The organism is Spirosoma agri (assembly GCF_010747415.1).
In the GTDB taxonomy this organism is placed as follows: domain Bacteria; phylum Bacteroidota; class Bacteroidia; order Cytophagales; family Spirosomataceae; genus Spirosoma; species Spirosoma agri.
Genome location: NZ_JAAGNZ010000001.1, coordinates 37,121 through 62,740 on the forward strand (window position 1 = coordinate 37,121; position 25,620 = coordinate 62,740).

Genomic DNA, 25,620 nt, shown 5'->3' on the forward strand with positions numbered 1-25,620 from the left:
GTTAGTAGTCATCTAGAATGGTTGTACCAGTCGAAAGGCAGCGGTCTGTTTAATATCATCCGGAATACCGGACTGGGGCATAGCAGCGGTCGAATTTGATAAGGCTGCCTGTGCTGTAATGTACTCGTTCTGTCGGTGGGTATGGCGATAACCTGCAACGAACAGTGTTATCCCGACAACAATCATAGCCGTCTTCTTCATAACGTATTTAAAATCACTCAAAAATTGATCTTCATCCGAGAACAGTCTCGGTTGCAGTATTGCTAGTTCAGTCGTAGCTGTATCTGGAAATTGTTCACCAGCTTCTGTCGATAACGTTCCAGTTTCCGGTAAAGACCCACGAAAAGGAAGTACGTTCCAGTTTTCCTTTTGCTGCAGATGCCAGTATTCAGACTCCATACTTCCTTGTTTTAGTTCGTTAACCTGTACGTTTGATACCGAACATGTAGTAAGGTTTAAGACAATTGAACGGGGAGAACCGTTGTAACCACTTGATACTAATTTCGTTAGGCGAGGCTCGCTGATCGAACAGGTGGTTTTTGTCATAGTATCAGAATGAGGTTCAACGGTACGACGCGATAGAACCCAGTACATATAACGTAGTAACTACAGTTAATGTTAAATTTCCTGAGTTACCGGCATATACTAAGACGTGAAATACACGTTTGGTCATTATTAAAAACTAATTCCTAATCGAACGGTCATCCGGTTGTAGACTCTCGTTTCGTGTTTGGCAAGTTCATTCCAGAAAAGAGGTTTGTCGGCTTCCGCTTCCTGTCGTTTATAGCTGAGGGACAAAATGAAATTCGAATTGGTTGGCCTACCGATCCGGAAGCCAATGCCGGGCGAAATGACCCAACCGCCCGTGGTCTTGTAGCCTGTCGGATCTTCATTTAACCAGGCAACCCCCCAACCGGTATCCAGACTAGTGAACACGCGCAGGTTTTTTTGGCCGGGCTGCGCCAAATCGTAGCGGATACCAGCGCAAATGGGCATGAGTAAGGCGGTATTGTACCAATCGACACCCACCGTTCCGCCAACGGCCAAACGCGGACTTAGCTGAACACCATTGAAGGTCTGCGCAGTCAGGTTTGTCCGTTTCGATACTGATTCGGACGATTGTATCCCGTATCGAACCTGCCCAAATAACACGCCGAGTTCGGTCATGTTCGTAAAAACGGGCTTGAAGCGTTCCTTCTGCCCGAATCCTACGGTCGATATAAGGCTAAACAGGATGAATAATGACGTTCTCATAGCTAGAAGATTGCGGTTTAGTAGGGTCGATCAACCGCAATTTTACTGAGCTGACGCAACTGGGCTGGATTGGTATAATCGAATTGATAGAGCCCATCGCGACCGACCATAAGCAGCGTTTTGCCAAGCGGAATAACATCGTAGGCATTCATCCCGGACAGATGCTCCAGTTGCTTGATATCCATCGCTGAACTGGCATTGAACGATTTTAGACCATGCTGACCCTCACAGATGAAAAGAGAAGGAAAATCGACGCCTAACCCATGTGGATTCTGCATTGGGTAACTCTTGATCAGACGGGGACTGGTCAGGCTGCTCACGTCGACAACATCTAACTGGTTCGTAAATCCTCCGCACTGAGAGCCGTTTCGAAGGGTTACGTAGGCGATGTTGTCATGCACCACAACCGGATCACACACCCGCGCATGCTGGAAAGTGGACAGATGAACAGGTTTCGCCGGATTAGCATTGTCGTAGATGAGCATACCCGTCTGGGAGCCGATGAATAATTTGTCTTTGTACGGGAAAATCGTTTCTATACCCCACCCCATCGTTACTCTGTTGCGTGGCGTTGGTTTGGTCGCATCTTGAATATCAAACAGTTGTAAGTCTGACTGGCTCACGGTGTACAGAAAGTTATCGTACAAGGCAAATCGCGCCATAGACCCGGACGTACCATTGGTGGCCGGTGCCGGCGAACTGGAAGAGGATGCAAAATTTAGGACGCCATCGAACTGGACACAGTTTGGGCAGTTGTTACGCCATTGCCCGGCCGATTCGCAGTCGGTTTTGATCGTTTCTGTTATATAATCTACCCGCTGATCGCTTAGTGTGACGGTTTGCGTATTTACGCTCCAGAATCCGCCGTCAAACTGTCCGTTGGTGAATACCGACTCTACACGGCTAACTTCTTTCGGATGAGCCGGATCGCTGATGTCGAACGCAACCAGATCCATGTAGCTGTCGGCATAGAGAATGTTGTTCCGGACGGCCATATCGCCATTGCCGGGAATCCGTAAAAAAGCTACTGGATTTGGGGCTGTGGGATTCCGGTTATCAATGAGATGAATACCTTCTTTGAGCTCATTAATGAACAGATAACCGTCTTTGGTGTAAATCTTACCGGGATTCTGTAACGCGCGCGATTCTTCCACACGAACGCCTTCGCGAACCTGTCGAATCGTGAGAGTAACTGGCGTGAAGCGCTTAAACGTGCGGGTTTCTTCACATTGATCAGTGCAGCTTGTTTGTCCAATCGCAAGTATGACAAACAGAATAAGTAAACGATTGACGTTCATAGGCTGAAGGAGATGAGGTTATACTAGCAAGACCCGGAGTCCGATAAAAGCGTTGTAAGTATTCTACTATAAAATTGCCCGGCTGTCTTGATTACGGCCGGGCAATATTGATCTTACACAAAAAGTTAACAAAAATTCGTCTAACCGAAAGGCTCGCTACGTCAAATCTGCTTCACCATGAAGTTTGGCCTCACAATTTTTTATAGACTAACACACCGGGCTTCGGACCGCCGTGGTAGAGATAAAGCTGCGTTGCCGTTGGCGATTCGAATCGGACTACGGTCGCTAAATTAGCCAGATACTCTTGTTCGAACTGTTTGGCTGCGCCGGAACCAGCTTTTTCGGTACTGACCACTTCGTTGATCTGCATGGTTCCATCAACCGTTGCAAACATCCGGGCTGTGTAGTCATTCACCGATGATTTCCCACTGGCAAGAAACGGCGTTATGTCAATCGGTGGGTTTCGGTTGTCATACGTGAACTGTATGGTCACGGCAAAAGATGAGTCCGGTTTCGTGAGCTGCCAGGTACCAAGTAAATTGGCCAATACAGGTGCTACTTCGTGTTCTCTTTTTCCGCACCCTAACACAATGGCCAGGAGCAGCAGCGAGACGGCTAATCGGTTTATCATGAATTCGTTTTTGTTGGATCAGCGATTTTTCCAACAAATAACACAGTTCCTGACGTCTTTTCATGAATAACGAACACAAATGGCCGATTGCAGAGCTTGGCAACCGGCATTGATGTCGTCGAAACGCCCCCTGTCGTAACCGCAGCCGCTTCCGTACCCTTCTCATCAACAGCCACAAACGTGTTCTGTTTGACGAAGCTGAGGGTCAATCCACCCTGCGGATTCATCTTTGTAAAGTCGGCCTTGTCAGTGAACGCCGTGGACATGCCCATCGCACCTAAGACATTGTTCAGCTTGACCTCATAATTCAGCGTGAACTTGGGCAAGCCAAGATCCAGCATGGTATTGACCATATCTTTCTGCAACTGAGTCCAGTCAGAACCGCTGAAGTTTTTCAGGAGATCATCTGCCGACAATGATTCGACGGGTAATAGAACCGTCATGGCGAATTTGTCTGACCCGTAAGGCAGTTCGAAGGCCGAATACGTTGATCGGAACCCCTGCCGTACAGCCATGTTCTGCCGCATCATGCGTACCGTCTTCTCAACGCCCGAAGCCAGTTTAAACGGTGAATCGACGGTTAGCTCCGGATTGAATGGTGCTTTCCAGTCGCCTTTGAAATACAGGGCATTCAGCAGAAACATAATATTATCCGGTTGTATCTGATCGAGTACTTTCGGAATACGGCCATTGGTTTGCTGACTGGCCCAGCTATTGATTTTTCCGACGGTAGCCGGATCGTTAAAGTCTTGCGCTGACACTTCAGCCTTGAACTCTTTTTTCAGCACATCCTGAAACGACGTTGCTACCGAAAACGTGTTTCGATACCAGACCGAATTCGCCAGTGTCAATGTCACTTTTGAATCGACAGCGGGCAGATTCTCCATCAGATTCTGATAGGTTTGATTGGCTTCGGCCAGCGTTTGTGCATCGAGGTTCAACGCCTTCTGAATCTCCTGTGCCGTCTGTCCATTGGCACCGTTCAAAATCATACCAAGGGCAATATGGAGGCTCAGCGGAGAGATAAACACATTGTTTGCCTGTCCTTCCTGAGCGTTGACGCGTTTGGCCAGATCGAAGGCAAACTGGGTTGTCTGGGTCGCGAAGGGAGCCGAAACGCGCAGATCGCCGGTGGCCGTAGTTGTGTCCGTTCCTGGTGAAACGACGCTGTTGTTACAACTGATAGCCGTTAGAAAAACACCGGCAGTAACGGCTGCCAGCATTGAAAAGGGATTCGTTTTCATAGTACGGTAAGCTGGTTTTGGGTTGAATGGGTCAGTATACAAGGGCCAATTGTATACTGACCAATCTAGTCAGGCACCTATTTGCACTCGTTGAGCGCCTTGCGCTGAGCTCTCAATGCCTCAACGAGCGGCTCAAAGCCGGGAATGGTACCACTGCCATACTCAAACGTGACGCGATGTTTCTGATCACCTGTCTGAAGTTCAATGTATTCGGCGCCCCCATCCGCACAGTCGGGGCAACCGATTCGGTCGGGCTGTTTGGTAAACGCATTCACATTTGCTGCCGCCGTCTTCAAGGCGTTCCAGACATCATCGCTGATGGTAAACTGGCATGTCTTTGCTGGATTCCGCGGATTTCTGCTGGCTTCGGTCTGCGTGAGCGTGACCAGCGTACCGTTAAATTCATAATCGAACAGACAATAGCCAATACACATGCCAAAGGAAGTTCCGGTGCGGATCGTTACGGTGTCTGTTGTAGGCTCCGATTGAAGAGAAACGCTCGTACAACTACCGAGTGCTACAAAGAGTAGCATACCTATGACACGAAGTTTCATAACCAGCTAAAGTTAAAAGTGATAATCAAGGCCAAAGCTCATCCCTGTCGACGTAGGCGAACTATGTACCTGCGACGTTGGCTGAGTAGTTTCGCCCAGCGTTGGCTGATACATACCAGCCAATGACGCCGACCAGCGACGGGAGGGACGATACCGGAACCGGGCCCCCATCGTTGCCGCCCAGGAAACAGGCCGGTAGACACCATCTTTCCCTGTAACAACAAGATCGTCACCGATCGTGTTACGAACAAAAATATTGGTTAGCAATCCACCCAACACCGCCATGCTCAGACGCTTGCGTGGGCGTATTTGATAGCCCAGCTGAAGAGGGACCTGAACGTACTCGAAGTTGTTGGACAATTCCTGCTGATACGGACTGTTGTACGCCTGATAGTTAGTGGCCGTGGCTACATTGTCGTAACTGGCTTTCGGCGTATTGCTGTAGGCCATATTGCTGGTAATCAAGCTACTCCGTACGGCGTTGACGTACAGGTTTCCGGATGTCGATGCCTGATCGGCGGCTAGACTTACGAAGGCCCCCGAAGCGACCTGACTAGGGCTCTCGACTGTAGAACGCGCGGCCAGATACCCTATCCCCGACTCTACTGACCAATGATCACTGAGTTGAACACCGGCCCCGGCCTGATACGCTACAGAAAAATTAGACCGGCTGTTGATCGATGGCTGACTGGTTCTGGCTGAATTGGCGAAAGCCGCCGTTTGCGTCGAACGAAGCGATACCGCTGGATTAAAAGAGCTTGGCATCATACTCACCGAAGCCCAGACCTGGCGGGATTCGTGTCTTGATTTAGTCGCTTCTGGTTCCACAGACAACTCAGTGGGCCGGAACCACACAATTCGCTGGATTTTCCCCGGAGACCGTAGCCGCATGGGCCGTAGGTCGAGCTGTTCGATGCTGTTTCGACGTAGTTGATCCGATTCACTACGATTCACATCAGCGACTGGTGTCATCGTCGTAAAAGCGACCGTTGCTGACGAATTGCTCGGTTGAATGAATACGCTGGCCTGATGTGACATAGCCGCATTTGCTGTTGATCGCACTAGCCGCTGAACAGTTGAATGCTGCTCGTTGTTCGCGGTTGATTGACTTGCGATCCGGGCCACCAATTGATCTACCGACGGTTTGGGTAATCGATTCGATAGCCGAGCTACTGCGTGTTCCTCCGGATGAATGGTCGGAGCGGGAACCGGCTGTTCAGCACTGTTTGCCGTTTTCTTGTCTACGCTTGCTAGGGCCTCTGATTCCGGCTTATTTGTTTCTATCGAGGCTACCCCCCCCCCATCAACTGGCTTGCTTGAAGCGTGTTGTGTGGTCTGTTTACTGGCTTCCTGCTGCGCAAGCTGCTGATGCGATGGTTGCCGGGATTGTGAGCCAATAGTCCACCAGCCTACCAGCAGTAAGGCTAAGGCAGCCGCGAGACCAACACCCCAAGTAAGCGGTTTCGATGCCAGCAAACCTGCTGTCCACAAGGGTATTATCTTCGTGCCGTTTGATTCATCCAGCCGGTGCTCAATAGCCTTCCACACGCGCGGTGGTGGTGCTTCCGAGGCCTCGTCGAAAGCCTTTCGCCAGAAATCGTCCGGTATGTTTTTATCTATTTCATCCATCGCATTGGTAGTAGTCACGATTGGCGGCCCAAAGCTGGGTGGCCATCAGCAAACCGTTTGTCCGATTGTATTTTCTGTTGTAATAGGCTGCGCGCTCGGGAATATTGTGACTTTGAGGTTCCCTCGGCTATGTCGAGCATTTCGGCAATTTCGGGATGGTTGTAGCCTTCGATTGCATATAAATTGAACACCGTTCGGCAACCGGTGGGCAGTTCCTGAATCAGTTGGAGCAGGTACTGGTAGTTCAACGAGGGTAGACTCTCATCGGCCTGAGGCAGTATCGGGGCCAGGTCCTGCACATCGGCGGTGTTCTCCCACGGTTTCAGCTTTCGCAATTGCTTGAGCGCAGTATTAATGACTATACGTTTTAACCAGGCTTCTAACGGGCATTCGAATCGGAACGAATCGATGTAACGGTAAATCTTTACAAAGGCATCCTGCAAAACATCTTCTGCTTCATCGGAGTCATGGATATACCGCTTGCAAACGACAAAGAGCTTTCCGGCAAACCGCTCGTAGAGCTGTCGCTGCACAATCCTGTCCTGTCGTCGGCATCCTTCGACTAATGCGTATTCATCCTGCATATCCTGTTGACACCTTACTAGACCTCGCTGCTGTTGAAACCGTTGGAACCGGAAAAAAATTTTTGCTGTATTTTTTTGAAAGATACGGCAATCGCTAGAATGGGATAATTTTTCCTGGTTAAGTTAATAAATGTACCTTTGAATAACATTCACTAGTACGTTATGAATCGTTATAAGGCGGTGTGCTGCTCATCTGGCAGTTAATCGATCGACCGAAATCGTTTGTGAAGAGATTCAGGAGAGAATTGAGGGCAGAATGGGTAACTAGGTCTAGGTCGCTGGGGGCAAAAAATAGCTTATTGGCCCTTTTTCGGACAATAAGCAAAGAACTGATTTTAAAGGCACAAAAATTGTTACTGATCGCCCGAAAGCAGTAGCACTCAGGGTCGAAAGTCGGGCGTCGTGTCGTCTACTGGGTCATGAGTAGCAACGCCCGAACAGCTGGTTGTGCCATACGCGATCGGTTTGTCATTTGTAAATCGTTCAATGGGTAGCCAGCTGCAAATCGCAGGGGCTATACCACACGGAAAACCATTTCTGGAAAGTTATATAAACAACAATAAGATCGTGCGATCACGATTGGCGTAGTGAGTATCTGTTATGAGAACAACTTTTTCTTTTTCGACGGCCCCCTTTATCCTGACAACGACTTGTTTTCTTTACCTGGCCGGACACGTTAATCAACAACCCATCTCCCCTATTTTCCCGTCGCCTGACCGCAGGCCGCTACAGCAGTCCAGTATCACTGCTAAAGCCGATTCGAATACGCTATACCTGCCGGATGATCTTCAGGCTACTTTGTGGGCCGAATCGCCTATGTTCTACAATCCGACGAACATGGATATTGATGCCCAGGGGCGGGTTTGGGTTACGGAGGCTGTCAATTACCGTAAATTTAACAACAAGGCATCCGATCGGCTCGACCATCCGGACGGTGAGCGGGTCATGATTCTGGAAGACACGGACGGTGATGGCAAAGCCGATAATAGTAAGGTCTTCGTGCAGGATCCCGATCTGGTATCGCCGATGGGTATTGCCATTATTGGCGACAAGGTCATTGTGTCGTGTTCACCAAATATCGTTGTGTATACGGATGCCAATGGTGACGATAAGCCCGATAAGAAAGAAATTTTTCTGACCGGTTTTGGTGGGTTAGATCATGATCACGGCCTTCACGCCGTTACTGCTGGTCCGGATGGTCGCTATTACGTCAATGCCGGAAACGCTGGTCCACATGTTGTTACGGACAAAAGTGGCTGGACGCTTCGGTCGGGTAGCTTGTTTGTTGGCGGAACACCGTATAACAAGCTCAATCGGGGTAACCAGGTCAGCGACGATGGGCGCGTATGGACTGGTGGACTGGCCCTGCGCATCAACCCCGACGGCTCCGGACTGAAAGTGATGGCGCATAACTTTCGCAACAGCTACGAAACGGCGCTCGACTCTTATGGCAACATGTGGCAGAACGATAACGACGACCAGACGGTGGCCAGCCGAACAAGTTGGCTGATGGAAGGAGCCAATGCGGGCTATTTCAGCAACGACGGTACCCGCAACTGGCAGGGCGACCAGCGGCCCGGTCAGCCGATTCCAACCGCTCACTGGCATCAGGAAGATCCGGGTGTCATGCCCGTCGGCGACATCACCGGTGCCGGCTCACCCACGGGCATGGTCATGTACGAAGGCGACGAACTGGGCTCGCAGTATCGGGGTATGCTGTTGAGTGCCGAAGCGGGTCGGAATGTTATTTTCGGCTATAAACCCGAACCCTGGGGCGCGGGCTATCGACTGCAACGCATGGACCTGATCAGCACCCTACCGAAGGCCGATGAGACCTATAAATGGAATAATGCTGACAAGGATACGCGTAAGTGGTTTCGGCCAAGCGACGTAACCGTTGGTCCCGATGGCGCGATCTACATTGCCGACTGGTATGACCCTATCGTTGGCGGGCATCAAATGCAGGATACCAAAGGCTACGGTCGTATCTACCGGATTACGCCAAGAGGGAAAAGCCTGAAAATACCCAAAATCGATCTTCGTACCACACCGGGGCAGATCACGGCCTTGCTGAATCCGGCGGTGAACGTTCGTATGCTGGGCTTTGATGCATTGCAGGAGCAGGGCGAAAAAGCGGTTGTACCCGTCATGGCCCTGCTGTCGTCGCCAAATCCGTTCCACCGGGCGCGGGCAATTTTCCTGCTGGCGCATCTCGGTGCAGAAGGGCAATTCGAGGTTGAGCGATTGTTAAAAGCGGCTGATGCACAAACACGACTAGTGGCCCTGCGCGCTTTGCGAAGCATTACGCCCGAAAACTCAAAGGCAAATCCAGTTTTGACTGAGTCGCAAAAGGCGCTTCTCCCTCTGTTGGGAAATCTTTGCACCGATCCTAGCGTGGCCGTTCGACGCGAAGTGGCGGTTGCGCTGCGCGACGTTCCTTATGCTGACTGCCGGTTGATGCTTCTGAACCTGGTTAAAGGCTACGACGGACAGGACAAGTTCTATCTGAACGCGCTCGGTGAGGCTGCCGATGGGAAGGAAGAGGCTCTGGTTGCCGATCTGCGGCCAACGCTGCCCAAGAACCCCGTTGAGTGGGATCAGCGCACGGCTAATCTGATTTGGGAACTCCACCCGGCTTCCATGGTATCACCCCTGCAAAAGCGGGCCGAAGCGCAAACACTCACCGCCGATGCCCGTCGGCAGGCGATCGTTACACTGGGATTTATCAAGAGTCGCGAAGCGGCCAACGCCATGATTGATTTGACCAAATCGACCGATAAGGCTGTTGCTGATCAGGCTACGTACTGGATAGGTTTCCGACGGGGAAATGATTGGGCCAAGCTGCTGAACTGGGATGAGGTCATGCCGACAAAATCAGCCACGCAGGACCAGAAAATGCTTGCCAAACAGCAACAACTGCTCGACGAGCACGTTTCGGACGCCGAAAAGCGGAAAATAGCTGCCGAGATGTCTCGGAATTCGGAGGGGGCCAGGGTGCTGATTGGACTAGCGGCAGATAATAAACTATCAGCTGATCTGATCAAAGCGGCTGGTCCCGGCATTCGTACCAACAAAGACCAGACGATCCGGACGATGGGTAAGGAGTATTTTCCCTGGAAACCACAGGCTGCGACCACAACCACCGCAGAAACCAGTCCGGCCGTCGTATCATCTTCATCGACCATTCCCCGGCAAAGTGCTTCGACAAAAGCAACTGCCGATGTTGATCTTGCACCCGCTCCTGGTTCTACCAAAGCGATGTCAAAACCAGCTTACATCGAACCTACGCCTGGTAAACCGGTTGAAAAAGTAGCCGAACCTGAAGCCACTGCGGCCAAGCCGGTCGATAAGCCAACGGACTTGAAACCTGCCTCCGTCAAGACGACTGGTAAAGTTGTGGAAGCTGAAACCACTTCCGTTAAAACGAATAGTAGAGCCGCCGACGTTGCCCCCACTTCCGCCAGAACGACCGATGCATCAAATTCTGCGGTCGCTAAAGTAGCGATGTTGACGGGTGATCAGAAGGCGGGCAAAGCAGTATTCAGGACGATTTGCACAACATGCCATAAACATGGTCAGCAGGGAACCGATGTTGGCCCCGACCTGACCCAGATTCATCAGAAATTAGATAAAAATGCGCTGCTGAATGCGATCATTTATCCGAGTGCCGGTATCGCATCCGGGTATGAACCATGGCTCATCACCACCAAAATGGGTCAGACGTACTACGGTTTTCTGGTCAGCGATGGTGAGCAGACTATGGTTATAAAGGGGATCAAAGGCCAGAAGCATACGATCCCGACCAATCAGGTCGCTTCCCGTCGGCAATACAAAACCAGTCTTATGCCTGACCCCAGTTCGTTGGGCCTGACCAATCAGCAACTGGCCGATCTGACCGCATTTCTATTGAAGCAGTAGAGAGAGAGAGAGGTTTTTCAGATTGATGTGTCTGTCATACGCCGTATCTTGGAGATACGGCGTATGACAGACACATCAATCTGAAAAACCTCCTAAGTTCAGCCACTGTGGTAATCAGATCGTTAACCAACTCACTTAACTACGTACCCCAGCTTCGCTAATTCCGCAGCGGTGAGGTTAATAACGTTCACATCGAGTTTTATGGGCGATAGTGGCGTGTCGGTAGAGTCCGTTTTTACCGACACGATCGTATCGATTACGTCCATTCCCTTGAAGACCTGTCCAAAAACGGTATACTTATCGTCGAGCCGGTGTTCGCCTTTCTTGTTCTGGACGATGTAGAACTGGCACCCTGCCGAAAGCATCTGCGGATTATCATCACGCCCGGCACCAACAGCTCCGTATACGTGCCGAATTGCTGGCCGGAATTCAGGTTTCAGCAGATACGGCGAATCGGCAAACCCCGCTGGTGTATCCGGGCAGCCACCCTGTGCCACAAAATTTTTGATCACCCGGTTGAACGTCAGTGTATCCCAGTAATGCTGATTCGCCAGTTTGACGAAGCTCGCTTTGTGATTAGGCGTTTCGTCGTAGAGCCAGAACAGCACGTCGCCCATACTCGTTTTGATTTGACCTATGGGGTACGTTTTCGCTGGCTTGGGTGGCGTTGAAAACGAAAAAAGGTAAGCAAGAAGCAGGACAAAAATGGGCATTGCGTTATCGGTTAGTGAGCTATATACGCTTAAATATACCGCAGGAACGGCAGGATATTAAACCCTCCCCCACAAATTGGGGTCATAGCTACAGTCGTTGTGGAAAAACCACTGTACATTCATCTATCCCAACGGCATACCTTCGTAACAACCAATGAATCCTGTTCTGACCCTATTTTTCGTCCTGATCGCCCTGGCTACGTCTGCTCAAAAAGTGCCAACCACCCCAGCGAAGCAACCCGATTACGCCCGCGACTGGAGACGGGCTGACTCATTGGCATCCAAAGGGTTACCTAAGTCCGCGCTCGATATCGCCAGTCGAATTTACAAAGAAGCTAAAGCGACCCGTAACTATCCGCAGGTTGCCAAAGCGGCCATGCACCGAATGATTTTTCGGAGTTTCGCCGATGAAGATGCTTACGTAGAGCTCGTTCAGTCCATGCAGGCCGACATTCGGGATACACCGGAGCCGTCCCGATCGGTGCTTCAATCTGTTCTGGCCGATATCTACTGGCAGTATTTTCAACAGAATCGCTACAAATTCTATGATCGCGCCACGGTAGGCCGGGCCACGATAGGCCGGGCCGCAACGGGTCGATCTGGTGGCAAGACCAGCCCGAAAGGATTGAACACGGCCACCGATTCGCCTACGGGAACAACCGATACAACGGCAGATTTCAGAACCTGGGATGCCCAGCAACTCGTTGGGGCCGTAACGACAGCCTATCTGTCTTCTGTTCGGGCGAAAGAGCTGTTACAGAAAACGCCAATTGCTGAGTTCGATGCGTTGCTCGACAAAGGAGATGCCGATACGCGTCCACTCCGCCCCACGCTGTACGATTTGCTGGCGCACCGGGCCATTGGCTTCTTTCAGAACACAGAACCTGACCTGTTGAAACCCACGTTCACGTTCAACCTTGACCAGCCCGATTATTTTGCCGCATCGGATGTATTTGCGAAACTGACCATTCAGAGCCGTAATTCGTTCTCCGGGCGTTATCAGGCCCTGGTGTTGTATCAGCAGTTGCTGGCTTTTCACGTATCGGACAACAATCTGGCCGCGCTCGCCGATGCCGACGTTATGCGACTCGAATTTGTGCATCGCAACAGCGTTGTTCCCAATAAGGATTCGCTTTACAAACAAACCCTTACGCAGCAGATCACCCGCTATAAAAATCAACCGATCGAAGCCGTTTACGCCTATCAGCTGGCCTCGTTTCTGGCTAATTTCGGAACGCCGGTTCGCCCGCTCGACAATGGCGACGAGGTATCGAACGAGGTAGTTAGCCCAGGTCCCTCTCGCTGGAATAATAAACAGGCTGCCGACATTTGCCGGGATATAATCAAGCGCTTTCCGAAGACACGGGCCGAACAGCAGGCTACTTACCTGTTGAATCGCTTGCTATTGCCGGTGTATTCGGTTACGGTAGAACACATCAACACGCCGGATCAACCCTTTCGCGCTCTGGTGAACTACCAGAACGTGGGTAAAATCACGTACCGGATCGTTCGGTTGACTGTAGCCGAACTGGCAACCTACCGCGATAATTTTGGTGACGATAGCCAGCGGAAGCGGCTTGGCAACTGGCTGAAACGTCCGGTCGTCGCTGAAAACGCGGTGACATTACCCGATGATGGCGATCTGAATCCGCATTCGATCGAACTACCGATAGCGGGTCTTCCCATTGGTCAGTATTTAGTGCTGGTAACAACAGACGGTAAATTTCAGGGGAAAACCGAGTCCGTTCAGTACGCATCGTTCTCGGTTTCCCGACTGAGCTACTTCTTACAGCCGGTAAACTACCAGGACATCAACCAAAAACTGTTCGTAACCAATCGACTGACTGGTTCTCCTTCGCCAAATGTGACAGTCTCGATTACCGAAGTAAGTGGGCAGAAAGCGCTTCGGACAGATGCAAACGGGCAGATTCGGGTTGCGCTTAATGGCATGCCCACGCAAACGGCGTTTACGTACCGGATTACCGATGGGACCGACACGCTGCTCACGGAGCGACAGTATCACTACCGCTACATGAGCGGTAATAATCAAGACGAAGATCCGTCGCGCACGTATACCAAGCTCTTCACCGACCGGGCTATCTACCGGCCTGGGCAGCTAATCTATGTGAAAGGGCTGCTGTATGAAGGTAAACAAAATCAGTATGCGGTAAGCGCCAATCGGTACATCAAGATCGAACTCATTGATCATAACGGCGAGCGCGTGACGCAACAAACGCTCAAAACAAACGAGTTCGGCACGTTTACGGCCAGTTTCACGGCACCCGTTGGGAAATTGACCGGTACGATGACCATTCAAACTCCCTTCGAATCCATTGCCGTTCAGGTGGAAGAGTACAAGCGGCCAACGTTTGAAGTCAAGGCTAATCCCATCAGGCAGTCGTTTAAACTGGGGCAGACGGTTACACTTACGGCGGAGGCCAAAACATTCTCGGGTGCCGTTGTCGATGGGGCCGATGTCCGGTACCGGGTTGTGCGGAAACTTCGGCAGCGGTGGTACTGGTGGTATATGCCGAGAACTACAAACCAGGCTGAGATCACGAATGGAACTGCCCAAACGGATGTGAAAGGGATCGTTAGCCTTACGTTTCCGGCAACGCCTGACCTCGACAAGTCCCGGCAGGACAACCCGGTCTTTGACTTTGAGGTAACTATCGATGTGACTGACCGAGCGGGCGAAACCCGGAGCACAACCCAAACGCTTCAGATCGGCTACTCGGCCCTACAGGCAGAACTGACGATTCCGGCGGAGGTCGAAAAAGGTAAACCGGCAGCTTTCCCCGTAAAAATTACCAATCAGTCGGGCGAGAATGTGTCAGCAAAGGGCCAGTTGATGATTTACAAGTTACAGCCGCCAGTTCGCCAGTTGCGTACCCGGTTATGGAGTCGCCCCGATCGCCAGTTCTTAAGCCGGGAGGAGTTTGTACGGCTATTCCCGAACGATCTGTATGCCAATGAAAACGATCCGCGATCATGGCCCAAAGGGGAAGTCGTACAGCAGCAGACCATCACGACGCCAGCGGATTCGCTGATCAAACCCGATCTGGCCAACTACGCAGCCGGTGAGTACGTGGCCGAATTAACCGTAACGGACTCTGCGGGTGAAACGACGAAAGAGCGGGCCTTCTTTGCCGTTGTCGACGATAAGCAACCGGTTGCCTCCGCGCGTGTCGATGGATGGGTGCAGGTTCGCAAAGCGACCGCCGAACCCGGTGAAGAAGCTGTTTTCTGGATCGGTAATTCGCAGCCGGGTTGGGTGTTGATGACCGTTGAAGAAAAACAAAAGATCGTTCGGGAAGAGTGGCTGAAAACAGACGGCCGCCCGAAACGGGTAACCCTCCCTGTTACCGAAAAACAGCGTGGCGGATTCGCCGTCCATTTTGCGATGGTGCAGAACGGTCGGCTTTATCAGAAATCGCAGTCGATCACTGTTCCGTTTACCAACAAGCAGCTTACGATTAAAACGGAGACCTTCCGAAACAAGCTAAAACCCGGTCAGCCCGAAGAGTGGACACTGACGATTGGTGGCCTCAACAAGATGCCCGCCGAGATGGTTGCGACACTGTATGATGCCTCATTGGACGCCTTTGCACCACTTAACTGGCCAACGAATTTTTATTGGCCCTACGCACCTGTCTTTTATGGCTGGCAATCGGGCAGTTTCAACGCGCAGTCCAGTGTGGCTCTGGTGTATTCAGAACGGCGGCAGTCGCCGATTCCGGACCGCACCTATGACCAGCTCAGCTGGATGGGCTATCGCTTTTCGCCCTACGGTAACCGCCCATTCATGCAAAAGCCGATCGGGCCTTTTGGCGAATCCGATCAGGCGATTCGTGTCACAATTCGCCGGACTGGTCAGGTCATCAGCGGAACGATCAAACAAAAAAATGGGTCGCCCATGCCGGGTGTTAACGTGTTGATCAAGGGAACGACAACGGGTGCAGCTTCTGACGCAAAAGGACTTTTTTCCTTGACGGCTGAGTCAGAAAAGGAGGTTACGCTGATCTTGTCGGCCCTTGGCTATGTCAGCAATGAAGTCGTTATCCGACAAAAAACGGTGTCTCTACAACTAATGCCCGATGTTCGTGCACTGAGCGAAGTCGTGGTGTTGGGTTATGGGACTCAGCAAAAGCGGTCCCTTAACGGGGCTGTCGCAAAAATGAACGCAAATCAGGCAATGGCTGCTCCGTCCGCGGCTGGTAGCGTTGCAGCCGATAAGGCCATGAATACGTCGGGTGCAGACAGCGAGCCGAAAAAAGAACCCGTGCTAATCAACCCCCGCACGAATTTCAACGAAACGGCTTTCTTTATCTCGCAGGCCAGAACCGACGATCAGGGACGCATTGTCCTGAAATTTACCATGCCCGATGCACTGACCCGCTGGCGTTTGCTGGCGTTTGCGCACACGAAAGATCTGAAAATCGGTACGCTGGAACGCGAAATCATTACGCAGAAAGAGTTGATGATCACCGCCAATGCACCCCGGTTCCTGCGCGAAGGTGATACGATCCGCGTAACGGCCCGCGTCAATAATCTAACGGACAAGGCTATGTCGGTACTGGCCAGTCTCAGCTTATCCGACGCGTTAACGGGCGAACCGATCAATCAGAAACTTGTCCGCACGAGTTTACAAACATCAGTTACGGTGCCAGCCGGGCTCGGGCAGGCTGTTGGCTGGACGCTGGTTGTACCGGCAGGGTTGGAAACGGTACGCTGCCGCTTAACGGCACAAGCTGGTACATTTACTGACGGGGAAGAGTTTACCGTGCCGGTATTACCCAACCGGATGCTGGTGATCGACACGCAGCCCTTCTGGGTTAACGGGACCGGAACGGGTTCGGCAAGTACGAAAGAATTCAAGCTGAAAGAACTGACGAACCTCAATCCCGAACTCCCCGTTCAGAACGAGCGATTGACAGTGGAGGTAACGAGCAATCCGGCCTGGTACGCGCTACAATCGTTGCCTTACCTGATGGAGTACAGCTACGAATGCGCCGAACAACTGTTTAGCCGGTTGTATGCCAATAGCCTGGCGGCTCACATCGTCGGTAGCAAACCGGCGTTCAAGCAGGTCATCGCCGACTGGCAGAAAAATCCGCCGAGAAGTCCATTGCAATCCAATGAGGAATTGAGGGCCGTCACGCTCGAAAATTCGCCCTGGCTGGCGGAAGCGCGGTCAGAAGCGGCTCGTCAGGCGCAACTCGGTCAACTGCTCGATCAAAACCGGATGGCTACCGAGCAGGGTCAGGCGTTCGAGAAGTTGCGGCAATTACAAACGCCAAGTGGTGGATTTCGTTGGTTTGGCGGCATGGAGTCCAATCTGTCGATGACGCTGCATATTCTGAGCGGGTTGGGTCATTTGCAGAAACTGGGTGTTCGTTTCCCCGACGACATGCAGACGGCAATGGCTGAGATGAAGACAAACGCCATTCGGTATGCCGATACTGAAATGAAGCAGTGGGTCGATGAGCAGAAGAAAGACAAAGCAACGTCTACCTGGTATTTTTCAGCGGTTCAGTATCTCTACGCCCGCAGCTTTTACCTGGATAAACCCGTTGACAAAGAGGTGTTGGCTTTTTTGAAACAACGCGTAGCCGACGATTGGCTCAAGCAAAGCTTACAAGGCCAGGCTCTTTCGGCGCTGGCGCTGAATCGGTTTGGCAACACGCAAACGGCTATGGCTATTTTACGCTCGTTGCTCGAACGGACACGGCAATCGGAGGAGTTAGGCATGTACTGGCCCGACAATGCCAGTGGTTTATCGTGGTACCAGGCGCCCATCGAAACGCAGGCGTATCTGATCGAAGCGTTTGACGAGATCAAACAGGATCAGGTCGCGGTTGACGCAATGAGACGCTGGCTGATTCGTCAGAAACAAACACAATCGTGGTCGTCAACGAAGGCAACAACGGAAGCCGTTTACGCCCTTTTGTTACGCGGCAGTGACTGGCTAGATACCAAATCGACCACGCAGGTGAGTCTGGGGGGGCAGCCAATCGAGAATCGGGTGACGAAAACGGAGGCCATTACGGGTTACCAGAAAGTGACGTACTCGGCTGCTGAGATCAAACCGGAGATGGGGGTTGTTCAGATTACGAAGCAAGGCAATGGACCCGCCTGGGGGGCACTGTACTGGCAGCATTTTGAGCCCCTGGACCGCGTTATGCCGGGTAGTGCGGGCCTCTCGGTGCAAAAAACGCTGTATGTGCAACACGATTCACCCAACGGTCCGCTGATCACGCCCGTAACGGCGCAAACCTCGCTCAAACCGGGCGATCTGATCAAAGTTCGATTGATTCTTAAAACGGATCGCGCGATGGAGTATGTGCACCTGAAAGACAGTCGAGCCTCTGGGTTCGAGCCGGTCGCGGCATTGTCAGGCTACAAATACCAGAACGGACTAGGTTATTACGAAGCCCCACGTGATGCCAGCACGGACTTTTTTATGAGTTACCTACCCGTGGGAACGCACGTATTCGAATACGATTTGCGAGTAGCCCAGACCGGCGATTTTGCCGCGGGTGTCGCGACGGTTCAATGCTTCTACGCACCAGAATTCTCCGCCCATTCGGCTGGTGAGCGTGTACGAGTGAAGTAACCTGTAACGCGGGTGGAAATCCGCGAGTTAACCAGCGTATAGTGCGGCTCGCGGGTTTCCACCCACGCTACGGTTTTAGTTGATAGCTACGGCTTCCAGTTCAATACCGAAGCCATAGTGTAACGGCAACACAGGAACGACCGAACGCGCTGGGCGGTGGTCGCCGAAAAATTGCCTGTAAACCTGATTGACGGTTCCCCAGGCGTTCATATCGGCTATGTAAACGGTCACTTTCAGGACTTTTTCGCGAGTGCTGCCAGCCGCCAACAGAATCGCATCCAGATTTTTCAGGATTTGCTCCGTCTGCTCTGTGTAAGTAGCGTTGGTCAGTTTTTCACCGGAGGGCGTAATCGGCAAAATGCCTGATATATAGATTACATCACCATGCACTACCGCCTGTGAATAGTGGCCACCAGGTTTCGGGGCGTTGGGCGTATCGATAAAGACCATCGTGAATAGAGAAGTTGTGAATAAATAGGGTCATGAAAAGCAATGGGGGTAGCTTGGCTTTTACCAATCTACCCCCATCATGTTAACTAGCGTCTATACTTTCTAGACAATAGCGTCTATCAGCGCGGTTATTATCGAGACGACAAAGCTGAAGAGTAAAGCCGCAATGAATCCCGAGACGTGAAAGCCGCTGACCAGATACGACGTCAAATACACCATCAGAACGTTGATGACGATAAGGAACAGCCCCAGGGTCAGTATCGTGATGGGAATCGTCAATACCGTCAGGATTGGCTTAACGAACGCATTTAGTAAGCCAAGTACGATCGCAACAATTAAGTACGTGCCAACTCCGCCCGATACCGAAATGCCCGGAATGAACATACTGGCAATGTAAACGGCTACTGCGCTAATAAGGATACGAATAATCAGTCCCATAGAAAAAGCTTGTGTTTGGTGAGCAACACCGATCAACCATCCCTCTGATGTATGACAGCGTCGAAAAGCAAACCGCAAACCCGAATCTATTGTTTTTGATGGCGGGACTGTAAAACAGCAATAATCTCGTCTAGATCAATATTTTTCTGTTCGAGGAGCACCAGAAAGTGAAAGAGCAGGTCAGCGGCTTCGCCTTTGAAAAGGTCGTCGTTGTCATCTTTCGCTTCGATCACCAGTTCAACGGCCTCCTCGCCCACCTTCTGCGCGATCTTGTTGACACCTCGGTTGAACAGCGTTGTCGTATACGATTTATCCGACGGATTGACTTTTCGATCGTGAATAATGGCTTGCAGATAGTTCAGAAACTGGCCCCGGCCTCGGCCTGGGTTGGCTTGTCCCGAAACAATCGGCTCTGTACTAGCCTGACGCTGGTTGACTTCATCGAAGCACGTATCAGCGCCCGTATGGCATACCGGCCCGGCTGGATTAGCTTTGATCAGTAACGTGTCACCGTCGCAATCGACCCGGATCTCGTGAACGTGCAGAAAGTTATTCGATGTTTCGCCTTTGGTCCAGAGCCGCTGTTTGCTACGGCTGAAGAAGGTGACAATATTATCGGTAACCGTTTTGTCGTACGCTGCGCGATTCATATAGCCCAGCATCAGCACCGTGCCGGTTTTGGCATCCTGAATCACAGCGGGAACGAGACCGTCGGGCGATTTGTCAAAGTTTATTTCGGAATTCATGCCGCAAAGGTAAGTCGCTAGGCGCGAATCGTCTGCACAAACGCCTGAATGCTCGCTGCCGAAGTGCCGTTTTCCTCCAGATGCCGGATGAAGGCGCTCCCCACAATGGCTCCATTCGCGTACTGAGAAGCCGTATCGAAGGTTTCGTGATTGTTGATGCCAAAGCCAATCAGCAGCGGATTACGCAGATTCATGGCCTCGATCCGTTCAAAATAGGCGCGCATGGCGTCGCTAACGCCCTTGACCGAACCCGTAATGCTGGCCGACGAAACCATGTAAATAAATCCGTCGGATTCTTCGTCGATGTGCCGGATGCGACTTTCGGCTGTCTGGGGTGTAATCAGACTGACATTAACAATGCCGTACTTGCGGAACGTTGCTGCATACTCAGCCAGATACAGATCAAGCGGCAGGTCAGGAAGGATTACCCCGTCTACGCCTACTTCACGACACTGCTGGCAAAAGTTTTCTATGCCAAACTGCAACACTGGGTTTATGTAGCCCATGAGCAAAATCGGAACGGTTACTGCATCGCCAGACGTATCTTTCCGGCAGTCGGACAACTGTGCGAACAGCGTTTTGAGAGACATGCCGTTAGTTAATGCACGCTCGTTGCTTTTCTGAATGGTTTCGCCATCGGCAACGGGGTCAGAGTAGGGCATACCAATCTCGACGAGATCGACCCCGGCAGCCTGTAAGCCCCGCAGAATAGGTACGGTATCGGTTATTGTAGGAAATCCGGCGGTAAAATAAACATTCAGCAATCGGTCGCTTTTGGTCGCGAACAGGTCTGTAATGCGGTTTTGGGTCAATTCCTGTGTCATTGTCATGCGGGTAGGAACCCGTAATTATGGCCAAGTGCTGGTTATCGCGGGCTTTTGCCCACGTTACAAAGGCTACAAATGCTTCGAATACGTACTTAAATCTTTGTCACCCCGTCCCGACAGACACACAACGACAACATCGTCGGGCTGAAGGTTCATTTTGGGCAGCGCGGCCAGTGCGTGAGCGGTTTCCAGCGCCGGAATGATGCCTTCGAGTTTGCTCAGTTCAAACCCGGCTGCCAGCGCTTCGTCGTCCGTGATCGCGTAGAAATCACCCCGGCCCGATTCGAACAGGTGGGCATGGAGTGGGCCGATACCCGGATAATCCAGCCCCGCCGAAATAGAATAAGGCTCAACGACTTGACCATCTTCCGTCTGCATCAGAATGGTACGGCTGCCGTGCAGGACACCCGGTTTGCCGAGGGCCGTCGTTGCCGCTGAATGACCCGATGTAACGCCTTGACCAGCCGCTTCTGCCGCAACTAGTCGCACCGATGGTTCGTTCAGATAATGATAAAACGCACCGGCGGCATTGCTCCCACCGCCTACGCAGGCAACCATATAGTCCGGGTTTTCGCTGCCGGTCTTGGCAAACAACTGTTTCTTGACCTCCTGCGAGATAACCGATTGAAAGCGCGCGACCATATCGGGATACGGGTGTGGACCAACGACGGAACCAATGATGTAATGCGTATCGATCGGGTTATTGATCCAGTGGCGCATGGCTTCGTTCGTGGCATCTTTCAGGGTCTGGCTCCCGGACGTGGCCGGAACGACAGTCGCACCAAGCATCCGCATCCGGTCAACGTTTGGTTTCTGACGCTCCATGTCGATGCTGCCCATGTAGACAATGCACTCCAGGCCCATCAGGGCGCATACGGTCGCCGTCGCCACGCCATGCTGACCCGCACCGGTTTCGGCAACGATTCGTTTTTTACCGAGCCGTTGCGCTACCAGAATCTGACCGATGGTGTTATTAATCTTATGCGCACCCGTGTGACACAGATCTTCGCGTTTGAGGTAAATCGTTGCGCCGATCTTCTCAGAAAGACGCTTCGCCAGAAACAGCGGAGTTGGGCGTCCGACGTAATCGTCAAGTAACTGCCAGAACTCGGCCTGAAATGCAGGATCGGCAATAATCTTGAGGTAATTCTGGCGTAATTCGTCAACATTCGGGTAAAGCATCTCGGGAATGAATGCTCCGCCAAAATGGCCGTAAAAGCCCTTATCTGAAACCTCGAATGAGGTTGCTGGTTCAAAAGTAGTTTGCATGGTAATCAATGCTTTCTGGGTACAATGCTGAATTCGGGAACCCCTATTCAGCCGGCGCTATCGTTTCTCAGTCGGGTAAGCGATCGCAACTGCTACCACAACGGCAAATCGCCAGCGATCGTTTTCGTTTTGTTGCGGGCGGATGATATAAACTGGAAAAGCGCCTTATACCGTTTCTTCTTCCTCAATGGGGCGAAGCCGGTCGATAAGCTCTTTTACTTTGGCCACGTCTTTCACGCCGGGTTCAACCTCGACGTGGCTGTTGACATCGACGCCGTAAAGCTTCATACCCTTCAATGCCGCTAGTTGATCGAGGTTGTCGAGGCCGATACCCCCGCTGATAAAAAACGGTTTCTCGTTATCGTAGCGACTCAGGATGCTCCAGTCGAAGGTGATGCCATTGCCGCCCGGCTGATCGCCCTTGGCGTCGAACAGAAAAAAGTCGCAGTGTGCTTTGTAATTGTTCAGCATCGAAAAATTGAACGAGGCATCGACCCGAAACGCTTTGATAAGACTCAATCCCCGATTGCGCAGGCTCCGGCAATAGTCCGGGTTCTCCGTACCGTGAAGCTGAACGTATTGCAAATCGTACTTCTTCACACTGCGCAGAATAAAGTCCGGGCTGGCATTCACGAACACACCGACCTTACGAATCGACTTCGGTAACGCTTTAACCACGTTCTCGTCCAGATCGTCACCGACGAAGCGGGGCGACTGATCGTAGAAAATAAATCCGATAAAGTCAGGATTAAGGGCTGCAATCTCCTTGAGGTTCTCAGCGTCTCTCAGACCACACACTTTAATTTTCATGATGTAAACGAGTTTGCAAAGGTCGGCATGCGTGAAGTAAAGTCAGTTACGATCGATCGTAAGGCAGTGGCTGGATCAGCGGTTTTCATAAAGGCTTCGCCAATCAGAAAACCATCGAAACCCGCCTGGAATAACGCATACATCGTCTCCGCATTGTGCAGACCGCTTTCGGTGACCTTGCCGAACGTATCCGGGATCCGTTCGACCAGGCGCAGCGATGTATCGATCGATGTCGTAAACGTTTTAAGATTACGGTTATTGACACCTACCAGATCGATCGTATGAGTCAATGTCTGGTCGAGTTCATCTTCATCGTGTACTTCGAGTAGCACCTGCATCCCCAGATTTTGGGCCTGCTGGCTAAGCTCCGCTACGTCGGCAGGCGTCAGGCAGGCCGCAATCAACAGAACCAGATCGGCTCCCCAGGCTTTGGCTTCCAGAAGTTGGTACGGATCGATGACAAAATCTTTACGCAGAATCGGCGTCGATGGGTTCGCCAGTCGAGCGGCTTGCAGATCTGCGGGTGTACCCCCGAAAAAAGGCTCGTCGGTCAATACCGATAACACGGCGGCACCGGCCTGAACGTAGCCTTGTGTCGTTGCCGAGACATCGGCCTGATCATTGATGATGCCTTTTGATGGCGATTTACGCTTAAACTCAGCGATGATACCCGTTGAATATAAATCCTGGATGGCTCCACGCGCTGATAGAGGCTGCCGTTTGAAGTCTGGCATCTGTTCCAGCACGGAGGCTGGTGTGGCCAGTTTACGTTGCTCCACCTCGATTCGCTTTTGGGCAATAATTTCGTCGAGAATCGTCATAGTAAGTAAGAGGATGTAAGCGTCAGACAGCTGACTAATTGATAAGAATTGTCTTCCGACTTCGTTCTCGCGTTCAGTTAGCTGATCAATTTCTTAAAGCTTGCCAGTGCCCGTTTGCTTTCCAGCGATTCACGAGCCATAGCGACTGCGTCCTGCCGATTGGCTGCCTTGTTGGCGGCCAGCAACGCCATCGCAGAATTTGCCAGAACGGCTTGTTTCTGAGCTGATGTTGCCTCGTCATTCAGCACATTCATAAATATTCGTGCTGACTCGTCGAGTGTTTGTCCGCCAGCCAGCGATTCCGGCGATAACGTATTCATTCCCAGATCTTCCGGTTCGAGAACCTGTTCCGTTTGATTGCTTATGACCTTGAATGGGCCAGTCAGCGAAATCTCATCGTACCCGTCCAGCGCGTGAAGGATCATAAACCGCTTATCGGTTTGCTGATAAAGGTACGCATATAATCGCGCCAATTCAAGGTTGAACACGCCAACAAGCTGTTTTTGAGGCCTTGCCGGATTGATCATCGGACCCAGCACGTTAAAAAACGTTTTCACACCCAGATCCCGCCGGATGGGGGCCACGTTCTTCATGGCCGGATGAAATAAAGGCGCGTGCAGAAAACAGATGCCAGCCGTTTCCATCTTGCGCTGCAACTCACCCGCGTCATTGGTAAACTGGTAACCGAGCCGCTCAATGATCGTGGATGAACCGACCAGCGACGAAACGCCGTGATTACCGTGTTTGGCCACACATTGCCCCGCTCCGGCCACGACAAATGAGGACAACGTAGAAATATTAAACGTGTCTTTTCCATCGCCCCCCGTGCCGCACAGGTCCATTGGATCATAAGCCGACAGATCAACCGGTAGGCACAGCTCAAGCATCGCGTCGCGGAAGCCTTCGAGTTCTTCCAGCCGCAGACTGCGCATCATGTAAACGGTCAGGAACGACGCAATCTGCGCCGGGTTATATTCACCCCGGCCAATTCCCAGAAGCACTTGCCGGGACTGGTCTTTCGTAAGGGATTTGTATTCAAACAGATGATTTAGAATCGCTTTCATAAAATTCGGTTTTATGTAGAGACGCATTTCCATGCGTCTCCTGAGCGTCAGCAATGATTACGCCTAACCTATGTCAGCAGACAATTTGCTGACGCATACCAGACCCAAGGGATTGCGTCTCTACATTAGATTGTTAACCAGTTCTCGATCATCTTCACCCCATTTTCGGTTAATACTGATTCGGGGTGAAATTGCAACCCCCGTACGTCGAAGCGTGTGTGGGCCAGGCCCATAACGCGCCCCTGTTCGTCTACGGCGGTGATGCGCAGTTCGTCGGGTATCGAGTCGGGCACAACGGTCCAGGAGTGGTAGCGGCCAACGGTTAGTTCGTCCGGGATGTTCGTAAACAGTTGTTCGGACTTGTCAATGACGGTGGCGCGGTGTGCAACGCCATGCAGCACATCGCCGAGATTTTCTAACGAGGCCCCAAATGCTTCGCCGATGCCCTGGTGCCCTAAACATATGCCGAGAATACTTTTGGTTGGTCCATATTCGGCAACAAGGTCCTGCATGATACCCGCTTCGGACGGAATGCCCGGTCCGGGTGAGAGCAGAATTTTGTCGTATTGACCGACGGCTTCGAGCGAAATCTTGTTGTTCCGAATCACTGCTGGCCGTTGCCCCAGCTCCCTCAGAATATACACAAGGTTGTAGGTGAACGAATCGTAATTATCTAAGACTAAGAGTTTCATAGTAACGCGGACATCTTATCCGCTGATGTTGTTAGTTATGAGTTTGTTACTGCTACTGCGGA

The 25,620-nt window shown here is 51.7% G+C and carries 20 protein-coding genes; 2 read left to right on the plus strand and 18 right to left on the minus strand.

Translation table 11 applies throughout. The features are described from left to right. Positions 1-12: 12 nt before the first annotated feature. The 8 genes from GK091_RS00140 to GK091_RS00175 all read right to left on the minus strand — a co-directional run bounded on the left by GK091_RS00140 (position 13) and on the right by GK091_RS00175 (position 7,194). On the minus strand, positions 13-546 hold the full coding sequence (locus tag GK091_RS00140; RefSeq protein WP_164034624.1) for a hypothetical protein: 534 nt from the start codon (positions 544-546) through the stop codon (positions 13-15). A 129-nt stretch (positions 547-675) separates the two neighbouring features. Next, a complete protein-coding gene (locus tag GK091_RS00145) occupies positions 676-1,254 on the minus strand; it encodes a hypothetical protein (protein WP_164034625.1) in 579 nt (192 codons plus the stop codon). Between the two features lie 17 nt (positions 1,255-1,271). Then, positions 1,272-2,552 carry an LVIVD repeat-containing protein gene (locus tag GK091_RS00150; protein WP_164034626.1) on the minus strand — a complete coding sequence of 427 codons (1,281 nt, stop codon included), beginning with the start codon at positions 2,550-2,552 and terminating at the stop codon, positions 1,272-1,274. Between the two features lie 190 nt (positions 2,553-2,742). Then, complete coding sequence (locus GK091_RS00155) at positions 2,743-3,183, minus strand: META domain-containing protein (protein WP_164034627.1); 441 nt, start codon at positions 3,181-3,183, stop codon at positions 2,743-2,745. After that, positions 3,180-4,427, minus strand: coding sequence for a serpin family protein (locus GK091_RS00160; protein WP_164034628.1), 1,248 nt, complete (start codon positions 4,425-4,427; stop codon positions 3,180-3,182). The genes GK091_RS00155 and GK091_RS00160 overlap by 4 nt, the downstream gene beginning before the upstream one ends. A gap of 77 nt (positions 4,428-4,504) precedes the next feature. Beyond that, on the minus strand, positions 4,505-4,981 hold the full coding sequence (locus GK091_RS00165) for a hypothetical protein (RefSeq protein ID WP_164034629.1): 477 nt from the start codon (positions 4,979-4,981) through the stop codon (positions 4,505-4,507). Between the two features lie 12 nt (positions 4,982-4,993). Further along, positions 4,994-6,610, minus strand: a complete 1,617-nt coding sequence (locus GK091_RS00170) for an outer membrane beta-barrel protein (RefSeq protein WP_164034630.1) — start codon at positions 6,608-6,610, stop codon at positions 4,994-4,996. Between the two features lie 14 nt (positions 6,611-6,624). Next, a complete protein-coding gene (locus GK091_RS00175) occupies positions 6,625-7,194 on the minus strand; it encodes an RNA polymerase sigma factor (RefSeq protein ID WP_164034631.1) in 570 nt (189 codons plus the stop codon). Positions 7,195-7,794: 600 nt separating this feature from the next. Between GK091_RS00175 and GK091_RS00180 the strand changes: the two genes are divergently transcribed. After that, positions 7,795-11,112, plus strand: a complete 3,318-nt coding sequence (locus GK091_RS00180) for a PVC-type heme-binding CxxCH protein (protein ID WP_164034632.1) — start codon at positions 7,795-7,797, stop codon at positions 11,110-11,112. A gap of 131 nt (positions 11,113-11,243) precedes the next feature. Here GK091_RS00180 and GK091_RS00185 read toward each other — a convergent pair whose 3' ends face one another. After that, positions 11,244-11,825, minus strand: coding sequence for a peptidylprolyl isomerase (locus GK091_RS00185; RefSeq protein WP_164034633.1), 582 nt, complete (start codon positions 11,823-11,825; stop codon positions 11,244-11,246). Positions 11,826-11,979: 154 nt separating this feature from the next. On the opposite strand from GK091_RS00185, the gene GK091_RS00190 reads away from it, so the two are divergent. Next, positions 11,980-18,441, plus strand: a complete 6,462-nt coding sequence (locus tag GK091_RS00190) for an alpha-2-macroglobulin family protein (RefSeq protein ID WP_164034634.1) — start codon at positions 11,980-11,982, stop codon at positions 18,439-18,441. Between the two features lie 75 nt (positions 18,442-18,516). Here GK091_RS00190 and GK091_RS00195 read toward each other — a convergent pair whose 3' ends face one another. From GK091_RS00195 to GK091_RS00235, 9 genes are all read right to left on the minus strand, one after another. Then, positions 18,517-18,891: a RidA family protein gene (locus GK091_RS00195; protein ID WP_164034635.1), complete on the minus strand. Its 375-nt coding sequence runs from the start codon at positions 18,889-18,891 to the stop codon at positions 18,517-18,519. Between the two features lie 102 nt (positions 18,892-18,993). Then, positions 18,994-19,329 carry a phage holin family protein gene (locus tag GK091_RS00200; RefSeq protein WP_164034636.1) on the minus strand — a complete coding sequence of 112 codons (336 nt, stop codon included), beginning with the start codon at positions 19,327-19,329 and terminating at the stop codon, positions 18,994-18,996. A gap of 86 nt (positions 19,330-19,415) precedes the next feature. Next, positions 19,416-20,075, minus strand: coding sequence for a bifunctional phosphoribosyl-AMP cyclohydrolase/phosphoribosyl-ATP diphosphatase HisIE (hisIE, locus tag GK091_RS00205; protein WP_164034637.1), 660 nt, complete (start codon positions 20,073-20,075; stop codon positions 19,416-19,418). A gap of 17 nt (positions 20,076-20,092) precedes the next feature. Next, a complete protein-coding gene (gene trpA, locus GK091_RS00210) occupies positions 20,093-20,899 on the minus strand; it encodes a tryptophan synthase subunit alpha (protein ID WP_164034638.1) in 807 nt (268 codons plus the stop codon). Positions 20,900-20,971: 72 nt separating this feature from the next. Next, positions 20,972-22,171: a tryptophan synthase subunit beta gene (gene trpB, locus GK091_RS00215; protein ID WP_164034639.1), complete on the minus strand. Its 1,200-nt coding sequence runs from the start codon at positions 22,169-22,171 to the stop codon at positions 20,972-20,974. A 165-nt stretch (positions 22,172-22,336) separates the two neighbouring features. Next, a complete protein-coding gene (locus tag GK091_RS00220; protein ID WP_164034640.1) occupies positions 22,337-22,981 on the minus strand; it encodes a phosphoribosylanthranilate isomerase in 645 nt (214 codons plus the stop codon). Beyond that, positions 22,978-23,802, minus strand: coding sequence for an indole-3-glycerol phosphate synthase TrpC (gene trpC / locus GK091_RS00225; RefSeq protein WP_164034641.1), 825 nt, complete (start codon positions 23,800-23,802; stop codon positions 22,978-22,980). Before trpC ends, GK091_RS00220 begins: the two co-directional genes overlap by 4 nt. A gap of 77 nt (positions 23,803-23,879) precedes the next feature. Continuing rightward, complete coding sequence (gene trpD / locus GK091_RS00230; protein ID WP_164034642.1) at positions 23,880-24,866, minus strand: anthranilate phosphoribosyltransferase; 987 nt, start codon at positions 24,864-24,866, stop codon at positions 23,880-23,882. Positions 24,867-24,991: 125 nt separating this feature from the next. Further along, the gene (locus GK091_RS00235) at positions 24,992-25,558 is read right to left on the minus strand and encodes an anthranilate synthase component II (protein ID WP_164034643.1); all 567 of its coding nucleotides are present in this window, start codon (positions 25,556-25,558) and stop codon (positions 24,992-24,994) included. Between the last annotated feature and the right edge of the window lie 62 nt (positions 25,559-25,620).

Excerpts from the sequence above, each read along its gene's own strand:
- GK091_RS00140 (WP_164034624.1), bottom strand. The coding sequence starts at position 546 with ATGACAAAAACCACCTGTTCGATCAGCGAGCCTCGCCTAACGAAATTA.
- GK091_RS00145 (WP_164034625.1), bottom strand. The coding sequence starts at position 1,254 with ATGAGAACGTCATTATTCATCCTGTTTAGCCTTATATCGACCGTAGGA.
- GK091_RS00150 (WP_164034626.1), bottom strand. The coding sequence starts at position 2,552 with ATGAACGTCAATCGTTTACTTATTCTGTTTGTCATACTTGCGATTGGA.
- GK091_RS00155 (WP_164034627.1), bottom strand. The coding sequence starts at position 3,183 with ATGATAAACCGATTAGCCGTCTCGCTGCTGCTCCTGGCCATTGTGTTA.
- GK091_RS00160 (WP_164034628.1), bottom strand. The coding sequence starts at position 4,427 with ATGAAAACGAATCCCTTTTCAATGCTGGCAGCCGTTACTGCCGGTGTT.
- GK091_RS00165 (WP_164034629.1), bottom strand. The coding sequence starts at position 4,981 with ATGAAACTTCGTGTCATAGGTATGCTACTCTTTGTAGCACTCGGTAGT.
- GK091_RS00170 (WP_164034630.1), bottom strand. The coding sequence starts at position 6,610 with ATGGATGAAATAGATAAAAACATACCGGACGATTTCTGGCGAAAGGCT.
- GK091_RS00175 (WP_164034631.1), bottom strand. The coding sequence starts at position 7,194 with ATGCAGGATGAATACGCATTAGTCGAAGGATGCCGACGACAGGACAGG.
- GK091_RS00180 (WP_164034632.1), top strand. The coding sequence starts at position 7,795 with ATGAGAACAACTTTTTCTTTTTCGACGGCCCCCTTTATCCTGACAACG.
- GK091_RS00185 (WP_164034633.1), bottom strand. The coding sequence starts at position 11,825 with ATGCCCATTTTTGTCCTGCTTCTTGCTTACCTTTTTTCGTTTTCAACG.
- GK091_RS00190 (WP_164034634.1), top strand. The coding sequence starts at position 11,980 with ATGAATCCTGTTCTGACCCTATTTTTCGTCCTGATCGCCCTGGCTACG.
- GK091_RS00195 (WP_164034635.1), bottom strand. The coding sequence starts at position 18,891 with ATGGTCTTTATCGATACGCCCAACGCCCCGAAACCTGGTGGCCACTAT.
- GK091_RS00200 (WP_164034636.1), bottom strand. The coding sequence starts at position 19,329 with ATGGGACTGATTATTCGTATCCTTATTAGCGCAGTAGCCGTTTACATT.
- hisIE (WP_164034637.1), bottom strand. The coding sequence starts at position 20,075 with ATGAATTCCGAAATAAACTTTGACAAATCGCCCGACGGTCTCGTTCCC.
- trpA (WP_164034638.1), bottom strand. The coding sequence starts at position 20,899 with ATGACACAGGAATTGACCCAAAACCGCATTACAGACCTGTTCGCGACC.
- trpB (WP_164034639.1), bottom strand. The coding sequence starts at position 22,171 with ATGCAAACTACTTTTGAACCAGCAACCTCATTCGAGGTTTCAGATAAG.
- GK091_RS00220 (WP_164034640.1), bottom strand. The coding sequence starts at position 22,981 with ATGAAAATTAAAGTGTGTGGTCTGAGAGACGCTGAGAACCTCAAGGAG.
- trpC (WP_164034641.1), bottom strand. The coding sequence starts at position 23,802 with ATGACGATTCTCGACGAAATTATTGCCCAAAAGCGAATCGAGGTGGAG.
- trpD (WP_164034642.1), bottom strand. The coding sequence starts at position 24,866 with ATGAAAGCGATTCTAAATCATCTGTTTGAATACAAATCCCTTACGAAA.
- GK091_RS00235 (WP_164034643.1), bottom strand. The coding sequence starts at position 25,558 with ATGAAACTCTTAGTCTTAGATAATTACGATTCGTTCACCTACAACCTT.